Source organism: Candidatus Omnitrophota bacterium, from assembly GCA_028715415.1.
GTDB lineage: Bacteria > Omnitrophota > Gorgyraeia > Gygaellales > Profunditerraquicolaceae > JAQURX01.
In genome coordinates this window covers 194,381-219,398 of the sequence record JAQURX010000001.1, presented here as the reverse complement: position 1 = coordinate 219,398, position 25,018 = coordinate 194,381, and the positions used below count along the sequence as shown (strand labels likewise).

Here is a 25,018-nt window from a genome sequence, read left to right as displayed (position 1 = left end):
TAATAACTATTGGGAAGGGCCTGGAGGCGGAGGGACTGAAATCATGCGTATTCTAGGAGGGGGGAATGTCGGCATAGGCACTTCGAATCCTACCGTAAGACTAGATGTAAGAGATGATAACACAAATAATCGCAACATAAAACTTGCCCTAAAAAGAACAAACTCTGGAGATGTAGGTTTAAGTTTTCAACAAAATGGGCAAGCCGCATTTGGAATTATTAACCGCGCGGGAACAGTAGCAACAGGCTCGGACTTGGCATTTGTGCATGACTATTGGGAAGGAAGCTTTGGAACTGAGCGCATGCGTATTGTGGGTAACAGTGGGAATGTTGGCATCGGAACCACAAATCCTCAAACCAGATTAGATGTTAATGGAACAATAAGAATTGGTAATAGCGGCCAAGGCTGTAGCGCAACCACTGCAGGATCCGTAGTGTATTCAAGCAACAAACTATACTATTGCAATGGAACCCAATGGGTTGAAGCTGGTGGCTATCAACAAGGGGGATTTTACGGTTTTGCCAAAACAGAAATCAATGCTATTCATACAGACTGCAAATTTATTCAAGGCCCAATATATCCTATACAAAATATCAATTGTTGGAATTTGAAGTGCGCTGACGGATTTACATTTGTCAACTGGTATACTCGTCCGGATCACCTTGATACGCGTGAACACTGGGAATCCACCTGTATAAAAAATTAGTAAATTATTTTGCTTAAATAATCCATAAAAAATGACCGGGATTAATCCCGGTCATTTTTCTAAACAACTTATATTTAGCTTATTGGTTTTGACTTTAATAATTTTCGTGATATAATAGTTGCATGGAGAAGCAAAAAGAGGAAAAAAGACGGTTCCAGAGGATTGGTTTACACGCTCCTTTACGCTATCAAATCCGCGGTTCAACACATTTTGATAACGCCATAAGCGACAATATCAGCCTTGGAGGAATTGGTTTTATTAACAATTTGTTTATCGCTCCTTCAAACCTGATAATGTTAGAAATTGAAATTGCTGCTAAAATATTAAGACCTGTGGGTCGTGTAGTTTTTTCTTCCCCTATGCCTCATTCAAACAGAAACAGGCTGGGTATAGAATTTATTGAGATTGACCCAGCTGAGAAGAATTATTTATCGGAATACATAAACCTAAAATTAGGCAAAATCTAACGAAAGGAAAACAAAGAAATGGCTGAAACACCAACTAACGCACCAGCACAAGAAGAAAAACCAAAAGCAGAGAAGCAGACTAATTGCTTAAGCTGCAACAAACCGATTAAAAAAACAAAAAGATATTATCGTAACGGCAAATACTACTGCAGCAAAAAATGCTGGAGCGCTTTCCTGAAAAAAGGAAAAGAAGAGAAGAAATAAAAATGACAAAGATAAGAAAATCAGAACGAAGGGAACATCCTCGTTTATCGCACCGCTTGCCGATTAATCTAGCGGTTAATGGCTATGATTTTACAACTGACACTCAAAATGTCAGCTGTGTAGGCGCATATTGCCATATTAATAAATATATTCCTCCATTTACTAAAGTGGCTATTAAACTAACGCTCCCAGTCTCAACTGGTAAAGGCAGTAAGAGCTATTCGGTTGAATGCAAAGGTGTTTTAGTAAGAACCGAGGATAACTCAACCGGCGGATTTAACATAGCAATATTTTTTAACGAAATAAAAGAAGCACAAAAAAAGAAGATTTCGCAGTATATCAATCAATTCATTCCAAGTAATTAACAGTGTGAAGAACATAGGATATGGGGCCAGAATTATTCTAAATAAAAAATAATTCTGGCCCCGTTTTTTCGTATGGGTGAAATTAAAAAAATTACGCCGGTAAAATTAATATCCGGTTTCATCTTTAAAGACCTATCGCAGCTAACAAAGGCTGAAAAGATCTTAGAGAAGAAATTCGGCAGGATTGATTTTGAAAGTAAAGTCTTGCCTTTCAACTATACAAATTATTATGAAGAAGAATTCGGAAAACCCCTAAACAGAAAGTTTGTCAGTTTTAAAAAATTAATCCTTCCTAATGAGCTGCCTCAGATAAAAATCTACACTAATACAATAGAAGAGAAACTCTCTGAAAAAAACAAACGGTTAATTAATATTGACCCCGGATACCTTGACCTGCCTAAGCTTGTTTTAGCCACCACAAAAGATTATGCCCACCGCATCTACTTATCAAAGGGGATCTTTGCAGAAATAACTCTCTCCTATAAGAATGGCTCTTTTATCCCTTTAAAATGGACTTATGCAGACTACAGAACAAAAGAATACATTAATATCTTTAATCAAATAAGGGAAATTTATGCTGGCCAAATCAGCGTTTGATAACGGTTTATTGCAAAATATAACTGACAAGCTTTTTAACTCATTAAAATCCTGCAGTATCTGCCCGCGCAAATGTAAAGTTAATCGTTTAAAAAATGAAACTGGATTTTGTAAAACCGGGATTTTCCCAAGAGTATACAGCTTTATGGCTCATCACGGGGAAGAGCCGCCAATCTCAGGGACAAATGGCTCAGGAACAATCTTTTTTTCCGGATGCAATATGAATTGCGTGTATTGCCAAAATTATAAATTTAGCCAATCAGAACAAGGAAAAGAAACAAATTTTGAAGACCTAGCGCAAATCATGCTCCATTTACAAGAATTAAATTGCCACAACATTAATCTAGTAACCCCCACACATATTCTTCCACAAATTCTAAAGTCACTCATAATTGCGATAGATAAGGGACTAAAATTACCGATTGTTTACAACACTAGCGGATATGAATCTGTTAAAACAATAAAAGCGCTTAATGGAATTATTGATATTTATCTTGCGGACATGCGCTATCATGATCCTCAAATGTCTCTTAAATATTCTAACGCACCAGAATATCCAAAGCATAATCAGGAAGCAATAAAAGAAATGCACAACCAAGTAGGTGTTGCAAAATTTAACCAAGATGGAATAATGGAGAGGGGATTAATTATCCGGCATTTAGTCCTGCCTAATAATATTTCCGGGACAGAAGATATTATGAAATTTATCGCAAGTGAAATTTCTCCCGAAACTTACATAAGCCTCATGAGCCAATATACGCCTTATTACAAATCAAATGAATTTAAGGAGATTTCCCGGAAGATAACTTTAGAAGAATATAAAGAAGCTGAAATTTCAATGGAGAGATACGGCTTACATAATGGCTGGACCCAAGATTCCCATGGGTTAGAAAGTCTTGCCGGAGTAAATATCAAACCAAAAACTCTTAACAATAAAAAACCTTAAAGGAAGAAGATGCCAGAAAAAAATAAAATAAAAGTTTTCTTTAAAAAAGTTTATGAAAAATTATTTTTAATTAATGATACGCCTCAAAGAATAGCGCTTGGGTTTGGAATTGGAATCTTCGCGGGAATCCTTCCAGGCACAGGGCCTGTTGCTGCAATTTTTTTAGCATTAGCATTAAAAGCAAACAGGGCAAGTGCATTAATTGGAAGCCTGCTTACAAATACCTGGCTAAGCTTCGTAACTTTTTTGTCTGCAATAAAAGTAGGTTCATTTATTTTTAATACTGAATGGCACAAAATAAAAGAAGAGTGGTTTATCTTTTTAAAAGACTTCCACTGGGCAAACTTGTTTAAAATATCTCTATTAAAGATTGGCCTTCCTGTAATAGTAGGTTACGTCGTAATTGCTCTAGTCCTTGGCATAGCAAGCTACCTTGTCATCTTCCTAATTCTCTCCATATTCAGGCGCAAAAGATAAATAATTTCAATAGGTTACGATATTATTAGCATCTAATTAGAAAATGTTAATTTTTCTCTTGATGCCTTGTCTTGTTTCTCACTTAAAAGCTGTGTTTGTTTTATAGTTTTTGCTGAAGGCACATTAGAAGATTTTTGGCACAGCTATTAACATTAGTGCGCAAGAATTTACGAGGAGCGAAGGACGGCTCCCAAGAGAACGCTAAGCCGAAGCGACGTGGTAAATCGCAGCGCACGGCAAAAATATTCAGTGCCTGAAGCAAAAACTATAGAACAAGAGACTAATTTAGTAAACGACAAATAGAATATAATATAAATTAAATTATTAATAAAACTTCTTGCTAATTGTGATTCTTTTTACTATAATTAATTCAAGTTTAGAAGTGTCGTAATACTTTACGAATAAAGAGAATGCGACATAAAATAAATCTTACCCAAATAAAGGTTTCTTCTTCAAAAGATGAGCTACTTTAAAATACTCGGATTAGATAAAGAACCCTTCTCCACAAGCCCGGACCCAAATTTCTTTTATGAATCAAAAGAACATAAAGCCGCATTGATGCGCCTCATGATTGAGATACGTTTAAAGCGCGGGCTTAATGTTATCTTAGGTGATGTAGGAACCGGCAAGACTACGCTTTCAAGAAAAGTATTTCAAATGTTAAAAGAAAGAGAAGACATAATCTTTCACATGGTGCTTGATCCAACATTTGACACTGAACAAATTTTCCTTGATTCATTAATCAGGACTTTCAAGATTGACATCCTTTCACCAAATCCCACAATCCTTGATTACAAGGAAGCAATCAAAAAATATCTTTTCCAAAAAGGCGTTGAAGAAAAAAAGACAGTTGTCTTATTAATTGATGAAGCGCAGAAATTAAATACCGTTTCATTAGAAGCGCTGAGAGTCCTTTTAAATTATGAAACCAATGAATACAAATTACTCCAAGTAGTTTTACTTGCTCAAATGGAATTACTTCCCAGTATCCGCTCAATAAAAAATCTCTGGGACCGCATAAGCCTTAAATATGTTTTAAATCCACTTGATGAAGAAGAAACAAAAGAGATGATTGAGTTTCGCCTTAAAGCAGCAGGGGACACTCAGCCAGTTCCTTTGTTTACTGATGAGGCAATTTCAGAAATATTTTCTTATACCCAAGGTTACCCGCGCAGAATCGGAATGCTTTGTCACAACGCGCTTAAAACTCTTGTCATGGAAAATAAGCCGGTAGTTGATGCAGGGATAATCCAGGATTTAATTTCAAAAGAAGTTAAAGTAACCGCTTAAAAAATGCCAATAGAAAAAGACAATTCAACACCCGAAGAAAAACTTTTAAAAATAATTGAAAATCCTCAATCGACAGAAAAGAACATGGAGGTGCCACCTGAACGAGCAAAGAAACAATTTAACTTAAAAGACTTTGTTGCCGGATTAAAAACGCTTCAAGGCAACAAAAACCTATCTCAATTTATTAACTTAAGGACTGCGAATAAGATAATTATTGTTTTCTGCGGTATCCTGACAATATTCTTTATTCTGGATTTCATAAAGCTTGGGGCGAATTCAAAAAAGAGGCTTGAGCAAGTAAAAGCAGAAGCAGCGATTTACGAAACAAAAGATGATATGCTTAAAAAACAAGAAGCAAACATAACAGACACGATTGCCTTGGCAAAAAAACACAACATTTTTACTTATACGCCTTCTGCTCCTGTAGGCACTCCTCCAAAAATTGCTCCTGAAATGGGAGAAATAGTAAGTAGCCTTAAATTGGTAGGAATTCTTTGGTCAGATAAACCTCAAGCAATGATTGAAGATTCTAAAGACCAAAAAACATACCTTTTAAGCACAGGAGACCAGCTTAAGCAACTTTTTATAAAAAAGATTCTTAAGGAAAAGGTTATTTTAGGAAAAGACCAGTTAGAATGGGAGTTAAGATAAACATATGAACTTATTTAATAAAAAAACTACTGTATTAATTTTCATTTTATTACTGGGCTTAATTTCTTTAAAAAATGCTTTTACTCAGGATAATGCACAACAGGCTCAATCTGGCAGTACACAGCAACCAAGCAATCCTACAGCAAATACACCTCTCCCCAACAACTCTCCAATTCCTCAAACGAGTGAACAACAAAAAGACACCAGGGATCCTACTGATAACCCTTCAACAAATCCAGCTTTGCTGCCAATTTCTTCTTCTAGTACTACCAAAGTCGCTTCAGAAGAAGAAATTACAAAAGGCGTAAAAGTTGATGGAGAAGAAAGACTCTCTCTTGACTTAAAAGGGATTGATATCAACGAGCTTTTTAGGATTCTTTCTTTAAAAATGGGAGTCACAATTGTCCCAACTAAGAGTGTCGCTGGGAGAGTAAACATCTTCTTAAATAACCTTTCTTTTGAAGACGCTCTTGACGTAGTCTTAGTAAGCCAAGATTTAGCCGCGGATAGAAATAATGAAATAATAAACATAATGACTTCCTCCGAATACGAACGACTATATGGAAAAAAATACAATGAAAAAAGAAAATACAGAAGCCTTAAATTGAATTTTGCAAAGCCGGCAACCATATTTAATGCGCTTGGCCAAATTAAATCTGACATTGGTAAGATTATCGTTGACGAAGCAACCGGCACAATAATTATGTTGGATATCCCAGAAAAATTAGATCAGATGGAGAAAACTGTCAAAGACCTGGATCGATCTCCTCAAACCGAAATATTTGATATTAAATACGCAAAACCCGCTGATATAAAAACTCAAATAGCAAGCGCAATAACTACCGGCCCGGGTGAAGTTTTTGTTGATGAACGCTCAGGAAAACTTATCATTAGTGACCTGCCGGATAAAATGAAGAAATTAAAGCGCATGGTTAAGGCTATTGATGAAGAATCCCGACAGGTATTTATTGAAGCGGAAATCGTGCAAATCACCTTAAAAGATGAATACCAAAGAGGAATCAGCTGGGAAAAACTAATTCAAGATAAAAATATACACGGCATTGACTTAAAAGGTACGCTTCCTGCTTCGCCTTCATTTACACCTTCGCCATTATTAACAGCTGCAAATTATACCTTTACTTTCGGAACGCTTGCCGCAGACAGATTCACAACCACACTGCAATTCCTTAATACAATAGGAGCCACAAAAATACTTTCCAGGCCCCGCATTGCTGCAATTAATAACCAAGAGGCAAAAATTATGGTTGGCTCCCGCGAAGCCTATATTTCACAATCCCAAAGCCAATCTGACGTTACTACAATCACCTCAGAAAACGTCCAATTCATAGACGTCGGTGTTAAATTGAGCGTTGTTCCTACGATTAATAAAGATGGCTATATTACAATGAAAATCAAACCCGAAGTCAGTTCAGTCAGGGAAACAATTACTACTGCGCTAAAAAGCACTATCCCAATCGTAGAAACTTCTGAAGCTGAAACTGTAGTAAAAGTAAAAGACGGTACCATGATTATGATTGCAGGCTTAATGAAAAATGAAAGCAGAAGAGATAGGGTAGGACTTCCGTGGTTTTCAAAAATACCGCTTATTGGAGCTGCTTTTGGCTCTGACGCCCAGCAAAAAAAGAGAACAGAATTAATAGTATTTCTTACTCCACATCTAATCTCCGGAGAGAATTTATTCCAAGGCACCGAACCTGAAAGAATGATTCCCTATGATATCGTCGCAGAAGATACTAAAGAGGATATTATTGAAAGAAAGGTTGGAGAAATTAAGATGTCGCCAAAGAAAGAAGAGGCCGTCTTAGAAGCATTGCAAACTCCAAAAACTTCCGGTAGTTCAATTAAACCGGATACGAAACAAACTGAAGTGCAAGAGAAACTTAAAGGAATTAAAGAATTTTAATAAGGAAAGGGAAAATGAGAGAAAACGAAAAGAAAGCCTGGGTCACAATATTAGCAATATTGATAGCCTTAGGACTTCAAAGAGTTGCTTTTGCCCAAGCCAAAGAATCTCAACAGATTAATCCCGTATCCCAAAAAGATACCATCAACCTTATAAATGATGTTATAAAAGATAAGAATAAAGATAAAGTTAAAATATCCGTAAAAGAAAACAAACTACCGCAACAACCAACTCAGGTAAAAGTTGATAATCCTGGTATAAAAGCGGAAAGCAAAATTAAATCAATACAAACAAATGAAGAACGCTTAAGGAATCAACTTGAGGAGATAATCAAAGAATTGAACCTAAAAACCGATGAACTTAAGCAAAAGCAGGCGGAACTGACTAATTTTGAGAAACTTTCCAAAAATATGAATGACGAACGGCTGATTTTAAAGAAAACTCTAGAGAAAGAAAGAGAAAAGTCAAAAGAATCAATAGAAAAGTTACAAGATAAAGTTTATACATTATCTAACAAAAGAGACCTTGAAATGGCTCAATTATATGAAAAATTAGGGACTGCTTATGTTCAAGCTAAACTCTATGAAGATGCAATAACCGCCTACACTAAATCATTAAAAATCAACCGTAAAAACGCGCAAGTCCACTACGATTTAGGATTATTATACAAACATTCACTAAATAACAACTCTAAAGCGATCTATCATTTTAAACAATACTTATGGATTAAGCCTGATGCACCTAACAGGAAAGACATTGAATACCTGATAAATATGCTTGAATCAAGCAATCCTATATTACAAGAGCCATTCAGGTAAATATTTAAGGAGAATTTATATGGCAGAGAAGAAAAACTCCAAAAAAGTGCTTACAATAATTTTAGTTTTATTTGTAATTAGCTGGGTCGCTTTGGCAATATCTAGCATGCTTTTTATTAGCGTATTTATACAAAATCAAAAACTAAAAAATTCCGCTTCCATTCTGCAAAACCAAGTAAATTCATTGATAAAATCTCAATCTATTGAGCAGAAACTGTTTGAAGAAAGCTACCAAATAAAAAGAAGAGTAGCTAATTATTTAGAGTGGCAATATATCCTTAAAGATCAAGTGGCTAAAGCTAACCGGCTACTTAAGGAAAGAATATCAAAAGCTAAAGAGTTAAAGAATGACAAGGCTACTTTAAACCTGCTTTATTATAACCTTGGACTGAGCGAAACCCTTGCGGTCAATTTTGACCAAGCTAAAAAAGCTTTTGAAGAAGCCTTACAATACGTTCCTGATGACGCTGAAAGCTCTTATTTACTAGGAATGATCTGTTCAATAGACAAAAATGAAAGAACCAAAGCTATTAATTATTACAAGCAATCTCTTGGAATATCACCCAAAGGGACAAGAGCAGAACAAGCAAAACAAAGAATTAAAGAACTAGAAAGAATAAAATAATGTTTGATAAATTAATCCGCACGAAACCATTCATTTTTTCTCTAATTGGGCTAAGCATTATTGCCATTGCCTCAAGCATAGCATTACTCTTAAATAGTAAATCACTCAAAGGGCAATTAGATCAAACAAAACAACTTCTTGTAAAAGTTAACGAAGAAAAACAGCGCGTTGAAACTGAAAAAGAGGCTACCACAAAAGAAAACGAGAAACTGCAAGCCGACACATTAAATTATGTAAAATTAAATAACGATTTTCAAAAAGAAAAGGAAGCTCTGCAAAAAAAATTGGATGATGCCCAAAAAGTTTTAGAAAATAAAGAAGCTGAATTAGAACGGCAAAAAACTCAGTTAGCTCAAGATGAAAAAAAGTTAACCAAAGACCAGGCTGTGCTTCAGAGAAAATTATCTGATGAAAAGAAATCGCTTGAAAACAAATTAAAAGACCTTGAAACTACGCTAAAAAAAGAAAGAGCTTTATTCCATTACAATCTAGCTATAAGCTATTCAAAAGCTGGGATGAATGATGAGGCTATTGAAGAATACCGGAAATCTCTTACTTTTGATGAAAAGAACGCTGATGCTTATTACAACTTAGCTGTTCTTTACAAAGACATAAAAACAGACAACGCGAACGCTGTTTTTAATTACGAGAAATACCTTGAATTAAAGCCGGATGCGGATGATGCAGAAGAAGTAAAGAACACGATAAGCATTATAAAATCCAACTAAAACGTCCAATCTGGTTCCAATTGAGATTAAAATGTCCAATCTAAATATGCCAAAGCTAAAGTTTCTGCACTATTTTTATCTGATTTTATTCGTTGTATTTCTAATAATTGTAGCTATTTTTGTTATTGAAATGGCGCGTATCAAGGTGGAAATCAAGTCAGCTAGCTTAATAATAGAGAATGACTTCAAAGTAGCGCTTAATCAAGAAAAAGAGATCTTAACCAAGAAATTATCGGAAAAATACAATAATAGTAAACCTTCTTTAGAAAATACATATAAAGAGCTGGAAATTGAAAAAAAACGTATGGAAGAGCTAACAGAAAAAGCTAAAATCATACAACAAAAAAAAGCAAATTAACCCCTCAAAAAGATAAAATGCCACGCACCTTGAAAAGAAATCAAGCGTATGGTATACTTAATGTAGAAATTAATGCTCTTTATCCGAAAAGGCAAACCTTGAGTAATCAAGGGACGCAAAGTCGTGCATCCCGGGAAAATTCCGGGACAGGCAGATTACCGAAGATTGAAACTTAAGACAACCAATCCCAGGTAAAATGCCTGGGATTTTTTTTTAAAATTATTGCAAAGTACCACGCAATAAACCAACGTTGCAATAAAAATGCAACGCATTAAAAAGAAAAGGTGGCTTAAAATGATTAAAGTCCCTAAAAAATTTATTGAAGGCGCACTATACTACGTAACAAGCCGCGGTGATAATAATGAAGAAATTTTTAGAGATGTCCAAGATTATAAAACCTACGCTGAATTATTAAAGAAATATAAAGAACAATATGGTTTTAAATTATTCGCCTTCTGCCTGATCCCAAGCCATCTACATTTATTGATTGAATTAAAAGCTGGACTAACAATTTCTGATATTATGCATGACCTAAATGCAAACTATACAAAATATTTCAATTCAAAATATGAAAGAAAAGGCCATCTTTTCCAAGAAAGGTTTAAACTGGTTTTAGTTGAAAAAGAAACTCATCTTTTAGAGGTTGCTTCCTATATTCATCTTAATCCTAAAATCCTAAATATTGTTAAAGAGCCGGAACTTTATCCTTATTGTAGTTTCGCTAATTATTTAGGTAAACCAAGTTTAGACATTAATATCTCAAGTGAAATTGAAGAAACTAAAAAATATCTAAAAAATAAAGATCATCAAGAATTTATCAAAGAATTTTCTTTAGATAGAAGTGGTTTTATTAATAAAGAGCTCAATAAAAAGACAGTACTTGGCACAAACGGTTTTATAGAAAAAGTTGAACTTGAAGTTGAAAAATATAAATCTGAAATTGATAGCTCTATACCTGATGCGGAATTTAAAAGAAAAAAAAGGTTCTTTCTTGTTACTGGGGCTTTATCAGTAATAGCACTGATCTTTATATCTGTATACTTTTCTCAAGTCACTTTTAATCTTAAAAGAAATCTTCAAAAAGAGATGCTTAAGAAACAAGGTGAAATTAACCTTAAACTAGCACATGAAAACTCAGTTATAATAAAGAATTTGGATGAGAAATACCGCGCTGATAAAGTTTCTTTGGAAGCCATGCAAAGAAGGCTTGCGATTGAAAAAGAAAAAACAAAACAGCTTGAGGAAAAACTTAATGTGCCAAATAAATAATAGCGTGCTATTTACCTATATATTAACAGTAGTAGGGAGGACCTATTAAATGTTCAATAAAATCTTAAGAATAATTCTTGCAGAAGCTTTGATTTTTGGCCAAATCGGTATTTTCTCAGATGTCAAAGCTGCCACTGTAACACAATCATCCTGGCCTGCTGGAAGCTATTCTTCTAAAACCAGCAATATCTCAACAGGAAACAATGTTTCCCTTTTAGCTGACACATTTACTAAAACCGATACGAGCTCTGCTGATTTTAATGGAACTCTTAATAACGTTGAAAAGAATGGCGCAACCGGTTTAAAGCTTAAAATTGAGACTAAAGATGCATTTACGAATCTTGGAGACTGGTCAGCACTTCATTCTTTACCTCAACCGGGGCTGTATTCAGCTTATGTAAAACTTAACGAATACGTATATTGCATATTCGGAGAAAGTGATGGTAGATACTTTGGCAGATACAATATTGTTAACGGGAAATGGGAGATGCTTGAGCCTTTACCAGCTGCTGCGGGGCTTGGAGTAAGTATGGCCACTGATGGAACTAAAATTTTTGCCATCCGCGGAGGTGGTACATTTGAAACATATACCTATACACTACCAAATGGCGAACACCCCTTAGGCGAGTGGGTATTGTTAGCAAAATTATTAGCGCCTGCCGGCTGGGGGGCGAGTATTGTTTATGTTGAACAAAACCAATTCAATCCCACTCCTAAGCTATTTGCAACTATAGGTGGAGAAACCATTAAATTTATGAAATACGACCTCTCAGTAGGAGGCACTAACTGGTCCACCTCAACCTCACTTGATCTTAATGTAAATTACGGAGGAACATTATTATATCCTCAAGGAAGCCAGTATATTTACTGCACTCCAGGAAACGCAAATAAATCTATATATAAATTTAATTTAGTAGATAACTCATGGGGAACAGGAAAGACGCTGCCTTATCAAAATAACACTTTTGACAACGTAATATCAAGCTACTCTGGTTTCTATTATCCCGGCAGAGGAAAATATATCTATGTTAACAGCGCCTATAGAACTGCTACCCTCAGAGGGGACGGTGGTTATGATTACAATGTCACGAATTACAGAACCTTCTACAGGCTGGATTACACAAACAGCTCTGCTGATTGGGAACAGCTTCCAGAGCTTCCTGCAGATAAAAGCAATTATAAAGCAATCATGTACTATGCGGATACCTCAAATCAATCCGACTCAACAGGAGATGCTTTTTTCTTTTCCGGTTATAACTATATAAAACCATGGAGTTTTAATACTGCAACGGGTAGATGGAATACGCTCTGCGCGCCACCATATAAAACAGATTCAAGAAACCTAAACATGTTTTACCCGGGTTTTGGCGACTATATTTATTATGCCCCATCCGGAAATCAACGTAAATTTTATCGCTACAGCCTGTCTAATAATAAATGGGAAAATTTGGCCTCTACTCCTGCTACAGTAGCCGAATCAGGCAATAAAATGGCTTATTTAAGAGATAACAACACTGATTATATTTATCTTTTCCCGGGAAATAGTTCAAATGGTTTTTATCGTTATGCAATCGGACAAACACCGGGATCTGACGTATGGAATACTTTAGCCAATTTTCCTGAAGCACAAAGGCCTAATTATTCTGCAAGCGATGGCATAGATCCTGATATATTTTATGAAGAAGCGGGTTCTTGTATTGTTGGCGTTCCTGCATCTGTAGGCACACCAAATATGGATATTCCTTATATATATGCAACCCGAGGTACAAACTGGAGCACTCAATGGAGCTCTAATTCCCGAACAAGAGACTTTTATCGCTTTGATACTACTAATGGATGGGTTAACTTAGCACCGGCGAGCCCTCCAACAACTTGGCCGTATTTTACCCCGGGGACAAACTTAGTTTACCCGGGTAGTGGACAATATATTTACGCTACAAATGGAGATAGTTACATACTCTATAGATATGACATTACCACTAATACTTGGGAGAGATTGGCAGATTCTCCGGTTTATTTGGCCTGTTACTCAGGAGGAAACAGTTTAACCTACGTTGATTTAGGAACCAAAGGAAAATACATCTATGCTTTCTCCGGACATGCCGACGAACAACACGGCTTTACCTGGGCTAGATATTGCCTGGAAGCCGGCTCTCTTGGGGACATTCAAGGAACATGGAACGAACTAATCAAGACCTCTGCCGGGGCTACTCCATTTTCCCAATATCGCATGGGACTTTGCCATGTAGCAACAGGTGATTACAAAGGTTTGTATACACTTCCATACCCAGACCCATCATTCTATAAGTTTGATTTTGATTTTGTAAATTCCGGTGATCTATTCGCTTCTGCATGGAGCGACCCATTAATGGATTATACACCTATGGGAGGATATCGCACGGGGAATACAGCAATTGATAGCCAAAAAAATATTTATGTTTGTTATGGCCCTTACGCAACTAATACTCTTACAGATATAATTTGGGTGTATTCTGTTGCTAAGGGGCGCTGGGCAGATATTATCCGCACTCCTTTTAAAATTAATGGCTCCAAAATAGAGTATGTACCAAGCAGTACACAAGGAGATTTAGGCACAATCTATGCAACTGGAGGCAGGATCACAAATAAATTATATAAATATAATTTAAACACTAAAACATGGAGCCTTACTGCAAACAGCTGCCCGGAAACTTTTGCCCTTGGAACTCAAATTATATATTGCCCCGAAAGAAAATCATTGTTCTTTGCCGGAGTGGGCAACTTTAAAACAAATAGAAATAAATTCTACGAATTTGATACTGTTTCCGGAAACTGGTCTGAAATCATGACCTTACCTTTTACTCAAAATTTCTACAGAAGCAATGTTTTAACATATGGCCTTAACAAAGATGGTTTACCAAGGCTCTTCTTCGTTAACCCAGATAAAACTGACACAAATTTCTTTGAAATGAGTATGCCTAACCCAACTTCAAACATTTCTTCCCAGAGTATGATTTCCGTAGACAATGAAGCTGTGGTAGCAAACACTGGCGCAGTTCTCTTTTACTCAACATCGCCAGATGATGGACGATATCTTTATTGTATCCCAAGAGACCCTGCGTCTTATTTAATGCGTTATAACTTTAATGAAGCAGACACTTCAAAACAATGGGAAAACATAGCTAAACTACCCTTTAACAATACTGACTCTAATGGTTCAGCCCATTCAATCGTATCAGCAACAGTAGATGACGGACAGGGAGGAACAAAAGAAATGCTTTATGTTTACAATCCTCAATATGACCGTTTTTACTGCTATTCTCCAAATGATAACAAATGGAACGAACCTCAAGGGATTCCAGAACTATTAAGCTACAGAAGCGCTGCAATTGGTTACAAAGGATACGTCTTTGTATTAAACTATACAGGCTCGGGAACAAAACTTTTACGCTATAATACAGAAACGGATATATGGGATAATTTGGAAACCCCGAATTTTGACTTAAGCAACTGGTCACCTGTTATGACAATAGCAGAATTCCAAGGAAACGCTTATATATATGTTGCACAAGGAGTCAGTTCAACTGGTTTTTACCGTTATTCAATAGCAGATAATACATGGGAAAGCAAAAGATCTTCTCCGGTATCATGGAGTTATGGCGCTTCCTTAGTATGGAAAGACGACTCTATTTATGCATTGCCCAGCGGTAATACAACGGTATTAAAATACAACTTGATAAATGACAGCTGGCAGACATTATTTAGCACAACCCCAGATACAATAGGCTGGGGAGCTAGTATGGTTTATCCGGGCTCTGGTAATTACATATGGGTAATGCGAGGCGCAAATTCTCCAACGATATATAAATTTGACACTACAAAAGATAATCTTGCCGGGCCCGCTGCCTGGGGAGAATTCGCACTTGCTCCTGCGGTATTTTATAATAACAACAGTAAATTAATTTATCCGGGATTTGGAAATTACTTTTATGTCTTACAAGGCACAAACTATAACCAAGATTATTCTTCTTCTGTTGTATTAAGATACGATTTCGTGAATAATACCTGGTCAGAATTCTCTAATTTACCGGTTGGAATAAAAGCTCCCGGAACCCTGGCCTGCCCTGGAGGAAAATATTTCTATGCATTAAGAGGGCAAAGCAGATATGATTTCTTAAAACTATACGCCTTTTCATTTGGTGATTATATATCAAGCGTAAAAGAAATTGGAAAACATGCGGACTGGGGGCAATTTAGATGGTTTACAAATGGCCTGCAATCAATAAGCCCATCCATAAGGACAAGCGATAAATCTAACATGAGTAACGCGACTGCCTGGAGTAAAACTATAGACCTTAGGCAGATTTCGGCACCCCAAGTAGTTGATGGCATGACTAAATATACAGCTAATATAAATAGCGCTGCTTCTGCAAAATCAAAAGATAAATACGTCCAATATAAATTCAACTTTAGCAGCAACAACAGTACCGAAGTACCAATCTTGCACAAACTTGAACTAGACTACACACGATACCCGGTTGCCCAACAAGAGATTACTTCAAACACTTATAACTTAGGCTCAGATAATAGCAGAGCCTTAAAGGTAAACTGGGGCGAAAGCTTATTGCCCGGAACCGATGTTAGATTCCAATTAAGATCTTCTACTGATGGCATAAGCTGGGGAGAATGGAAAGGACCATCACTAACCAGCCAAATATTTAATTACGATTTTACTAATGTAGTTGACTATGCAATGGACAAAAACATCAATCTGGCCCCAACTGGAGGAGCAGTAATAACAAAACCTGCTTTTTACTGGAAGAATATTCAGATAAATAATACAGGAGATGAACTGGATAGTTATCAAGTCCGTGTAAATATCAACAGTTCTTTGTATAATTACTGGGATTACGCTCAGATCAAAGGAGATGACATCAAGTTTGTTGATGCAAACGGAGAAAGATTAGAATATTACATTGAATCATTTACATATGGAGGATATAGGCACCCTTCCAATAACGCAGTAATCTGGGTAAATATGCCGACGCTGCCTACAGGCATAACCAACATAAAAATGTATTATGGAAATAAAATTATAGACGCAGAAAGCAACTTTAGCCGCACAATGGATGTTCACAAAGATAGCGCTAATTTAATTGCTTATTGGGATTTTGAAGAAGGTGCGGGAAATACAATCATAGATGTAACAGGGAAGAATTCTGGAAGATTATATAATAACTCTCCTTGGGTTACGGGAAAAATTGGAAAAGCCTTAAGCTTTAATGGGATAAATCAATATGTTGATTGCGAAGGGTATGGAACAATTCTAAACCGCGATTGGGAAGACTTTGATTTTAACCAAAGCTTTAGCCTTGAAGCTTGGATCCAAACCTCTGCATTATATGGAACAATTGCAAGAAAATACGATTCAACCAAAGGATTTGTATTTGGTGTTGAACAAGGTAGGCCCGCACTTAAAATGTATGACGGAACTAATATAATCTCATCTATCGGCCCAAACAACATAAATGATGGCAATATGCATCACATCGCATTGGTAATCACAAGAGATGGCAGCACTAATACAGGAAGATTTTTCGTTGATGGCTTGCCAAACGGAGCTGCATTTAATTTAGTAAGCGGCAGCAACCCATTAGGAGATATTTCAAATAGTACCAATTTCTGGCTAAGCGCAGATACGGCGGGCAACCTCTGTTTTAACGGTATAATGGATGAAGTTCGGCTTTACGATAAAGCCTTAACTCAAATTGAAATTCAAGCTCACAAAGAATTCCATAAATATGTTTCACCAAACCCTACTTCCACAGTAGATACAAACTCTAATCAGATTTCCTTATTTACCAGCGGCTGGTCATACAGGCAACCGATTGAAATCTCATATTCATGTTTACAGGATAGAAAAGATTGGGTAGGATTAGTGAAAATGGACCTTTCAAGCAATCCGACTTTTTGGCAACGCGTTACTAATAATCAGGCTCGCCCGGATGGAGCAGACTTAAGATTTTCTGACGGATATCAAGAACTTAAATATAAGGTTATCAGTTTTGATTCCGTAAATAAAACCGCTTCTTTCTATCTCAAAATACCTTATTTGCTTTCTTTTAAGAATACACAACGAATATATCTTTATTATGGTAACCTTAGCGCTGCTTCACCTAATTTTTCATTGAATAACTTTATTAATGCTACTAATTTAATTGGATATTGGTCTTTTGAAGACGGACAGGGGAATTCAACATTAGTAAAAGATTCTTCTGAAGATACTCTAAATAACGGTAAAATATACACCGGCTCAACCGAAGGAATAGTAAATGGCTCATGGCTGCCGGGCAAGGTTGGCAACTGTTTAAACCTTAATGGAATCAATACGTATGGCTCAATACCCCAAGCAGATAACTTCGGTTCAATAGTATCTCCTCCAAACAGTGAACAAAACTTTAACACAGACTTTACAGTTGATTTATGGTTCTTGTTAAAAAGCAATAAACCGGGAGTTCTAATTGGAAAAGCCGATTATTATAACGACTTAAACGGCAGATACTGGGGATTCTTTGTAAGAAGCGCATATGGCTATTTATATTTCTACTTAGGTTGTAAAGATGGCACTGAATACACGATTAGCACAACTTTGCCTTCCTTAAACACTTGGCACCATTTGTCAGTGATTTATAACGGAAACACAGCCCAGGCTTTCCAACGCAATTCTAAAATGTATTTAGACGGCAGACTGGTTAATTCAAGATCTGGAGCAAAATACGCATTAAATACTAATGCTCCTCTAGGCCTGGGCTTTGCTAACGGCTACACTTCTGGTAATACTTTTGGCAGTTCGTGGGGCTATTTAAACGGAAGGCTTGATGAAGTTCGTTTTTATAACAGAGCTTTAACACAAGAGGAAGTCAGAAGTAATTATAACTTTGGAACTGCTACAGACATAATCCAATCTTTAACCTATATGAGCGAACAAGACTACTCAAATGTTAACTATGGATATTCCACTGATAACCCATGCATTCAACCGGTAATGGGCGTATACTACAATTATGATTTCAACTTAAATAAGGGAGTCAAGATTGATTCGTTTAATCCGGTAAAAGACATACCTTCGGGAACAGGCGATGAACTTGAAATTAAATACCAGATTTCCCGCGACGGATGGCAGTGGTATTACTGGACAGGGGCAGCTTGGCAATTAGCCACAACTGGCGGATATGCCCAAGCCAATCTCGCCACAGAAATCACTCCTGCAAGATTAACCGTATTCCAACGAGATATTGCGGGTTTTAATTCCGGAGATTTTTATTACCGCGCATTTTTACATTCTAGAGACGGAAAAGCTACTCCAAGATTAGCTTCAGCTAGTGTAACTCTCGGAGGAGACTTAACCTTCTATACCGATCAAACCGGCTCTACCCCAGTTAACCCAGCATACTCTAAGCTACCGGATTATTATACAATTATTAATTCAGCCCATACAGAAGCGCATAACACCAGATACCTTCAATACAAAGCAATACTGTATTCTGACGGCCAGGAAAAACCTGTATTAAATAACTTAGTTATTGAATATGTGAACCCTTATCTTACAGTTAATGCTGTAAAATTAAACTCTACCGGAGCAGCTGTATCTATTTTAAATATTGGCTCTACTTATGATCTAACCTGGAATTCTGATGGAATTAATGGAGCAACTAACACGGTTAAAATTCAACTTCATCGTCTAGATAAAAATGATTACTATACAATCGCCGAAAACGCACCCAACAATGGTTTATTGACATGGACAGTGCCTTCGGATGCGACAACTATTCCTTTAATTCTTTCAGAGCAATCTCGCATAAGAATAACTTCTAATGATTTTGACCACATTGTCGCGGATTCTCCAACAGACTTAAGAGTCCTGTCATTAAAATTAACCTCTCCGATAAACGGCGATATCTGGGAAGCAGGGAAAGAAAACTTCATTCTCTGGGATGTTTATGGATTACCGCCTTTACCTCCGGGAAAAGAAATACATCCTCTTTCAATATATTATAGATATAAAAACGCTCAAAACGTCTTTTCTACCTGGACATTTATTGGTGCAAACTTAGACGCTGCCAGCGGAAACAAAAGCTGGGCTATACCTGCAACAATATCCAATGAATGCCAGATTAAAATATTCTCACCTGTAGACGCGGGGAAATATTGGGATAGCGTAGGAGCAACCATAATTGATACCCTAAACGGATCATTTGCCATTGTTCCAGCCCCTAATATTACCGTAACTCTTCCGCAAGGCTTAACAGCAATAAGAGCAGGAGAGCCATTAGTAATTAACTGGGCAACGAACCAAAAAATGTTTGGGCCTAATGTTACTCTAAAATATCTAAAATATAACGCAGCTGAAGAAACCTCTTATGGAGATATTACTCCTACTCCTATTCCTATAGGTACTGTCGGACCTACTCCAAATTCTTCTACGATTGGAAGCTATACATGGACTGTTCCTTTAGATGCAATTCCTCCAAGAATAGACTTACCTGTCAGAGTTCAGGTTATTGGCACGGCATTGTCTAATAGAGTTGCTCAAAATGGGGCAAGAACAATTGAAAGTAATCCTTGTACCGGAGAATCTATTGATTTCTATGTAAACAAACCTACAATAAGCATAAGCTCACCATCTCCTTTTATTACAAAATGGGTTAAGGGAGACACCAATATTATTGAATGGAGCACAAGCGGAACAATAAGTAACTATCTAAAAATTGACTATTCTATTGATTCAACTAATGGAATTAACGGCACCTGGACAACTATCGATAGCGATGTTTCAAATGTAGAGCGAAAATATACATGGACAAATATTCCTCTTGAAGCTGTTGGTGAAAATGTTTGGTTAAGAATAACAGATGAAGGAGAAAACGGGAGCACAACCACCCTACAAGGAAAGCCTCAAACTTCTGTAGGGCCATTTGAAATCCTTAATCTGCCAAAATTAAACATCATTAGCCCGCCTGACCAAACTGACGGCGCAACCTTAACTATGGGTAAAATATATGAAATCAAATGGGAAACTTTCGGTAATAACTTTATTAAGATTGGAGGTACACCCGGGCCTGATTATTCAGGTAAAACATACATTTATTATTCAACAGCCGGAGAGAATGGGCCTTGGACTTGTCCTCTAGCAGCAATAGATAATACTGGTTCAACATATCTCCAAATTCCAACAACACAAACTTTTAATGCCTATATAAAAGTCGAAATTAAAGATTCTCCTACTTCTACACCAAAAGTATCTGGTTTATCCGGAAAACTAAGCTTCGGTACTCCACACATAGCTTTACAAGTTCCAAATGGCACAGAAACTTGGTATGCTCATGGAACCCATAATATTGTATGGCGCAATATCGGAGCCATCAAAAATGACTCTTTGGAATTCTATTACTCAACTAACGGTGGAGCCGCAGGCTCATGGATAAAAATAACTAACCTTAATAATGGGGATATTGTAAAAGTAGATGAGGTTGGTTATTCACAATGCACGCTTCCATGGCAAGTTCCAAGAGATATCGTTCCTGAAGGACAAAACTCCTTGCAGCAAGTTAAACTAAAAATTGTTGATACTTCTTGGCTACCCGAGGATGTATCCGATCCATCAAATAGCAACTTTACAATTACAAAACCAACGATAACTATTGTTTCTCCGACTACAAACGACTCATGGGTCGTCGGAACAACAGGCCATCCAATATCTTGGCAAACAACTGGAGGAGCACAAAAAGCAATTAAGAAACTGGTTTTTGAATGGAGAAATAGAACGAACAACGAATTCACTGCTATTCACAACCCCATTACAAGCTCCAGCATTCTAGATACAGACCAGGGGAGTTTTGACTGGATGGTCCCAACTGATGCTTTACCTAACGATCCTGATGATCAAAATGATAAAGCAACTATCAGAATTTATGACCCAATAGCAGATGGAGGTTCAGGCGCATCTAAAGAAATTAATTTCAGAGTTGGTAAGCCTGTGCTTGTTTTTATTAAACCGAATCCGGATGCTGCTTCTGAAACTCTATACATGGGTGATACTTACACAATTCAATGGACTACAGCAGGTTACATTCCAGATGGAGTTGTGCTAACTTATACTGATGGAACAAATTGGCATAACATTGATACTGGCGGGCCATTGAATTCTGAAGGTTCTTTTGACTGGACAGTAGGTGACACCTATTCTCCAGGAACCGCCTATATAGTAATTAAAAGGCCTATAGAATTGCCAAGCATACCAACGGAATACAAAAGAGAATCAAAGCTATTCTCTATCCTATACCCTGTAATAACAGTCTCCAGAATTGATGGCAACCAGCCATGGACAGTAACAGAAACTAGAACTATCAATTGGACTTCGCTTGGTAAATTAAGAGGACCTTTCATAGTCCAATGGTCAAAAGATAATTTTATAACTAGTCAAACTATTAATCCACCAGTCCCATATGATCCAGGTCATCCTGAATATTGGGGGCCAACAACTACCTCGATAAATTGGACTTTGCCACTTGAAGCTCAAGGGTTAGTAAAAGTAAGAGTTAACGATATTTATTGGGGATTAGGAGCAGGCACAAACTACAAAGTATTTGGAGACACTGAACAACCATTTATTGTGCTTCCTAAACCACAGTTATTCATAGACTCACCAAACCATGTACAAAGAGGCACAAACTGCCTACGCATAGGAAAACAATACCCTATTCTTTGGCATGATAATGGAGGAGTTACACACAACGACTTAAGAATTCAATATTCAGTTAATGGAGGGCCTTATGAAGATATTCTTAATAAAGACGGTTCACCTGTTGCTCTTCATTTAAGCAACACAGGGACTTTCCTTTGGGATATTCAGAAGAATACCATTCCATCTAATAATTGTAAAATCTTGATAACTGATAACGTTAAGTGGAAATCCGATGAACCTAACGCCTTTGGGGAAACAAGCAACGAAGAAATCTTTGAAATAGGTATTCCGCTTATAAATCTTACATATCCTTCTGGCACAGGAGTATATTGGGCAGTTGGAGAGAAGCCAACAATAACATGGACTACTGAAGGTTACATCAACCCTGACAGTATTGCTTTGCAATATACCGTTGATACTTCAGCGACCCCGCCGGACGGCTCATTTACTTCTATTGCCTTTGGTTTACCTAATGACAATGTGGCTGGTATGGGTTCATACACATGGGCCGGACCTGGAGGAACAGGAATACCTGATTTATTCTCTTTATTAGGCAGACAAGGCCAACCAGAAATTCCAATTCAGCTAATAGCTAAGGACGGCTTATCAAATTATGGCCCTCTAAACTTAAAGGTCAAGTCTGAACTAAAGAGCGTAATTATTCTTCCTAAGCCAGCTCTTGAACTAATTGCTCCTTTAGGAACAGAAGCAAAAACAGAATATGAGGTTGGAGAAATACTTCCTATTCAGTGGAGAACAAAAGGCTTATCCTTGAATAAAGTACGCCTTTCATATTTTGAATCAGATACTCCTGCAATCACATATCCTATTGCTACTATTGACTGTGCACCTAACCAAACTAATAGTTTCTCTTGGACGATTCCAAATGATGTATTAATTAGCCGCAAAATACGCATCAAAGTAACAATGATTGACCAAAATAACAACGAAAGGGCCGATATTACTGCTAGCTCAACAAATGATATAAGGTTTAAAGGTGCTTTCGTAATCACTAACTTAGATACCGAAGCTCAAAAGAGAAAGATCGTAGGAAAAACAGAGACGTTTACTTGGACTACAAAAGGCAGTATCTCACAGGTTATATTTGAATATTTTAATGGTACCTCATGGGATAATACTAAAACCGTAACAATCAATAATACTGGCGCTACAGCAGGCCAATGCAATATGACAATTCCGGAACCAAGGAGTGAACACTGTAGATTTAAAATAACCAATGCAAATGATCCTACAGTTTTTATTGAATCTCCTGAATTCAAAGCAGACTATTACCATATCACTTGGGACGTTGTTGACTACGATACACATGGACATTTGGACGAATTAGGAGTAAAAGAAGACCAAACCGGATGGTTAGTTGATATTACGAACATTAACGCTGTTCTTTTATCTTCACCTCAAACTAGGGACTACCCAGCTGGAAATTATATTACCAGATGGTCCAAAAAAGGCTACATTGCACGCGCAGCTGATTGGCGCGCTGATGGTGATACAATACAAACAGTTCTTCTTGAAAATGAAATAAGCGCTCAGGTTGAATGGCACGTTTTATTATCAACCAGCTATAATCCAGCTACAGACACACTAAGAGCTTCCACATGGTTAGAGAGAAGAGGAAAATTAATGGGGCCATCTGATTCTGACAGTGATACAATCAAACAACAAATTTTAAACGACCTCAAATCAGCTACCTTGGAAATCTATGATAATGGAACCTTAGTAAAAACATTATCTACTACTGAACCTGGAATGGGAAGCTTATATTATCGTGACAATAAAGGCATATTCTGGTTTAATTGGCAAGCTACCGGTTTAGCCACAGGAAAACATTATTTCGTAAAAGCAATTATTAACTACAGTGCAGGACAATATACTTCAGGAGCCTCAATAGATATTTCACAGGCTGTTGAACAAGCACAGCAAACTTCACAACTAACAAGCTTACAACAGTCAGCAACAACAATTGAAACAAAGGTTGATGACATTGCGGATAAAGTAGGTAAAGCTAAGAAGTCAATTGAAGATAAAATAGATACTCAAGTTGCCTCTGTCAAGAGTGATACTTCACAGATATTATCTACGACTACGAGCACAATCGTTCCAGCAGTACAAACGATTCAAAAAGAAGTAACTACAATTAAAAAATCTGAAATTCTTAATAGAGATAACACTATTCGTTCAACAAAAGATTTGGTTATCCGCTTCCGTTCATATACCGGCGTTCAGCCAACTATTCAAGTCTATGATGCAGAAAACAAATTAGTTTTAACCGGAAATATGAAACCGATAACTAGCAGTTCTACTTCTGAAGTAGCTATATACGAGTTCCCTGTCTTATTCGATGGTGGATGGGGCAAAGGAGACTTTACAATAGTTTGCTCTGAGGCTACTTACGGAACGGTGGATGCTATGATCATCTCAGTAATCAAAGCTGACCTTGAACAAATAGCCGGAAACGTTGCATCGGTCATGGGGGCTACTTCAAGCATCTCAACCTTAAGAGATGTTGCAGACAACTTAAAAACTCAGTTCTCCTTAATTGAAACAGCGCTCTCACAATTAGGCAAGAGCCTAGTAAAAGATGTTAAAGATGCAGCTGCATCTGCTAACGTGTTAGACTCAATTTACAGCCAGTTAAAGAGCGTATCAAAAGAAATCAAGCAGATTTCCGGAGATGCAGGAGTTAATCTAGAAAAACTATATCAGGTCACTGCTGAGAAAAAGAATGATATTGATTATTTAAAGAATAAGTCTCAAGAATTAAAAGCAACGCTTGAATTAAATAAGAAAATGGTGGATAATATTGCCAATAAACCAGTCACGCAGACTTGGTATGAGTATAAATAAAG

16 protein-coding genes and 1 riboswitch are annotated in these 25,018 nt (G+C 36.9%); all 16 genes read left to right on the top strand.

Features of this window, described 5'->3' with window-relative positions; genetic code table 11:
• A partial coding sequence (locus PHO70_01005; protein ID MDD5431558.1) for a hypothetical protein occupies window positions 1–706 on the top strand: 706 nt, incomplete at its 5' end.
• 122 nt (window positions 707–828) lie between these two features.
• Complete coding sequence (locus tag PHO70_01000; protein ID MDD5431557.1) at window positions 829–1,173, top strand: PilZ domain-containing protein; 345 nt, start codon at window positions 829–831, stop codon at window positions 1,171–1,173.
• 18 nt (window positions 1,174–1,191) lie between these two features.
• Complete coding sequence (locus PHO70_00995) at window positions 1,192–1,377, top strand: hypothetical protein (protein MDD5431556.1); 186 nt, start codon at window positions 1,192–1,194, stop codon at window positions 1,375–1,377.
• Between the two features lie 2 nt (window positions 1,378–1,379).
• Window positions 1,380–1,742 (top strand): PilZ domain-containing protein, encoded by a 363-nt coding sequence (locus tag PHO70_00990; protein MDD5431555.1) that lies wholly within the window; start codon window positions 1,380–1,382, stop codon window positions 1,740–1,742.
• A gap of 72 nt (window positions 1,743–1,814) precedes the next feature.
• On the top strand, window positions 1,815–2,339 hold the full coding sequence (locus PHO70_00985; protein ID MDD5431554.1) for a DUF4416 family protein: 525 nt from the start codon (window positions 1,815–1,817) through the stop codon (window positions 2,337–2,339).
• Window positions 2,317–3,285: a radical SAM protein gene (locus PHO70_00980; GenBank protein ID MDD5431553.1), complete on the top strand. Its 969-nt coding sequence runs from the start codon at window positions 2,317–2,319 to the stop codon at window positions 3,283–3,285. Before PHO70_00985 ends, PHO70_00980 begins: the two co-directional genes overlap by 23 nt.
• Before the next feature lie 9 nt (window positions 3,286–3,294).
• Window positions 3,295–3,762, top strand: coding sequence for a DUF2062 domain-containing protein (locus PHO70_00975; protein MDD5431552.1), 468 nt, complete (start codon window positions 3,295–3,297; stop codon window positions 3,760–3,762).
• 459 nt (window positions 3,763–4,221) lie between these two features.
• Window positions 4,222–5,052 carry an AAA family ATPase gene (locus tag PHO70_00970; GenBank protein ID MDD5431551.1) on the top strand — a complete coding sequence of 277 codons (831 nt, stop codon included), beginning with the start codon at window positions 4,222–4,224 and terminating at the stop codon, window positions 5,050–5,052.
• 3 nt (window positions 5,053–5,055) lie between these two features.
• Window positions 5,056–5,703, top strand: coding sequence for a hypothetical protein (locus PHO70_00965; protein MDD5431550.1), 648 nt, complete (start codon window positions 5,056–5,058; stop codon window positions 5,701–5,703).
• A 4-nt stretch (window positions 5,704–5,707) separates the two neighbouring features.
• Window positions 5,708–7,627: a secretin N-terminal domain-containing protein gene (locus PHO70_00960; GenBank protein MDD5431549.1), complete on the top strand. Its 1,920-nt coding sequence runs from the start codon at window positions 5,708–5,710 to the stop codon at window positions 7,625–7,627.
• Between the two features lie 14 nt (window positions 7,628–7,641).
• Entirely contained in the window at window positions 7,642–8,445 is an 804-nt protein-coding gene (locus tag PHO70_00955; protein MDD5431548.1) for a tetratricopeptide repeat protein, read from the top strand.
• A 19-nt stretch (window positions 8,446–8,464) separates the two neighbouring features.
• Window positions 8,465–9,070: a hypothetical protein gene (locus PHO70_00950; GenBank protein MDD5431547.1), complete on the top strand. Its 606-nt coding sequence runs from the start codon at window positions 8,465–8,467 to the stop codon at window positions 9,068–9,070.
• Window positions 9,070–9,798 (top strand): tetratricopeptide repeat protein, encoded by a 729-nt coding sequence (locus PHO70_00945; GenBank protein ID MDD5431546.1) that lies wholly within the window; start codon window positions 9,070–9,072, stop codon window positions 9,796–9,798. The genes PHO70_00950 and PHO70_00945 overlap by 1 nt, the downstream gene beginning before the upstream one ends.
• A 46-nt stretch (window positions 9,799–9,844) precedes the next feature.
• On the top strand, window positions 9,845–10,156 hold the full coding sequence (locus PHO70_00940) for a hypothetical protein (protein MDD5431545.1): 312 nt from the start codon (window positions 9,845–9,847) through the stop codon (window positions 10,154–10,156).
• Window positions 10,157–10,236: 80 nt separating this feature from the next.
• Window positions 10,237–10,319: riboswitch (cyclic di-GMP riboswitch) on the top strand.
• 131 nt (window positions 10,320–10,450) lie between these two features.
• Entirely contained in the window at window positions 10,451–11,425 is a 975-nt protein-coding gene (locus PHO70_00935) for a transposase (GenBank protein ID MDD5431544.1), read from the top strand.
• 49 nt (window positions 11,426–11,474) lie between these two features.
• Window positions 11,475–25,016 (top strand): DUF2341 domain-containing protein, encoded by a 13,542-nt coding sequence (locus tag PHO70_00930; GenBank protein ID MDD5431543.1) that lies wholly within the window; start codon window positions 11,475–11,477, stop codon window positions 25,014–25,016.
• The last annotated feature ends 2 nt before the right edge of the window (window positions 25,017–25,018 follow it).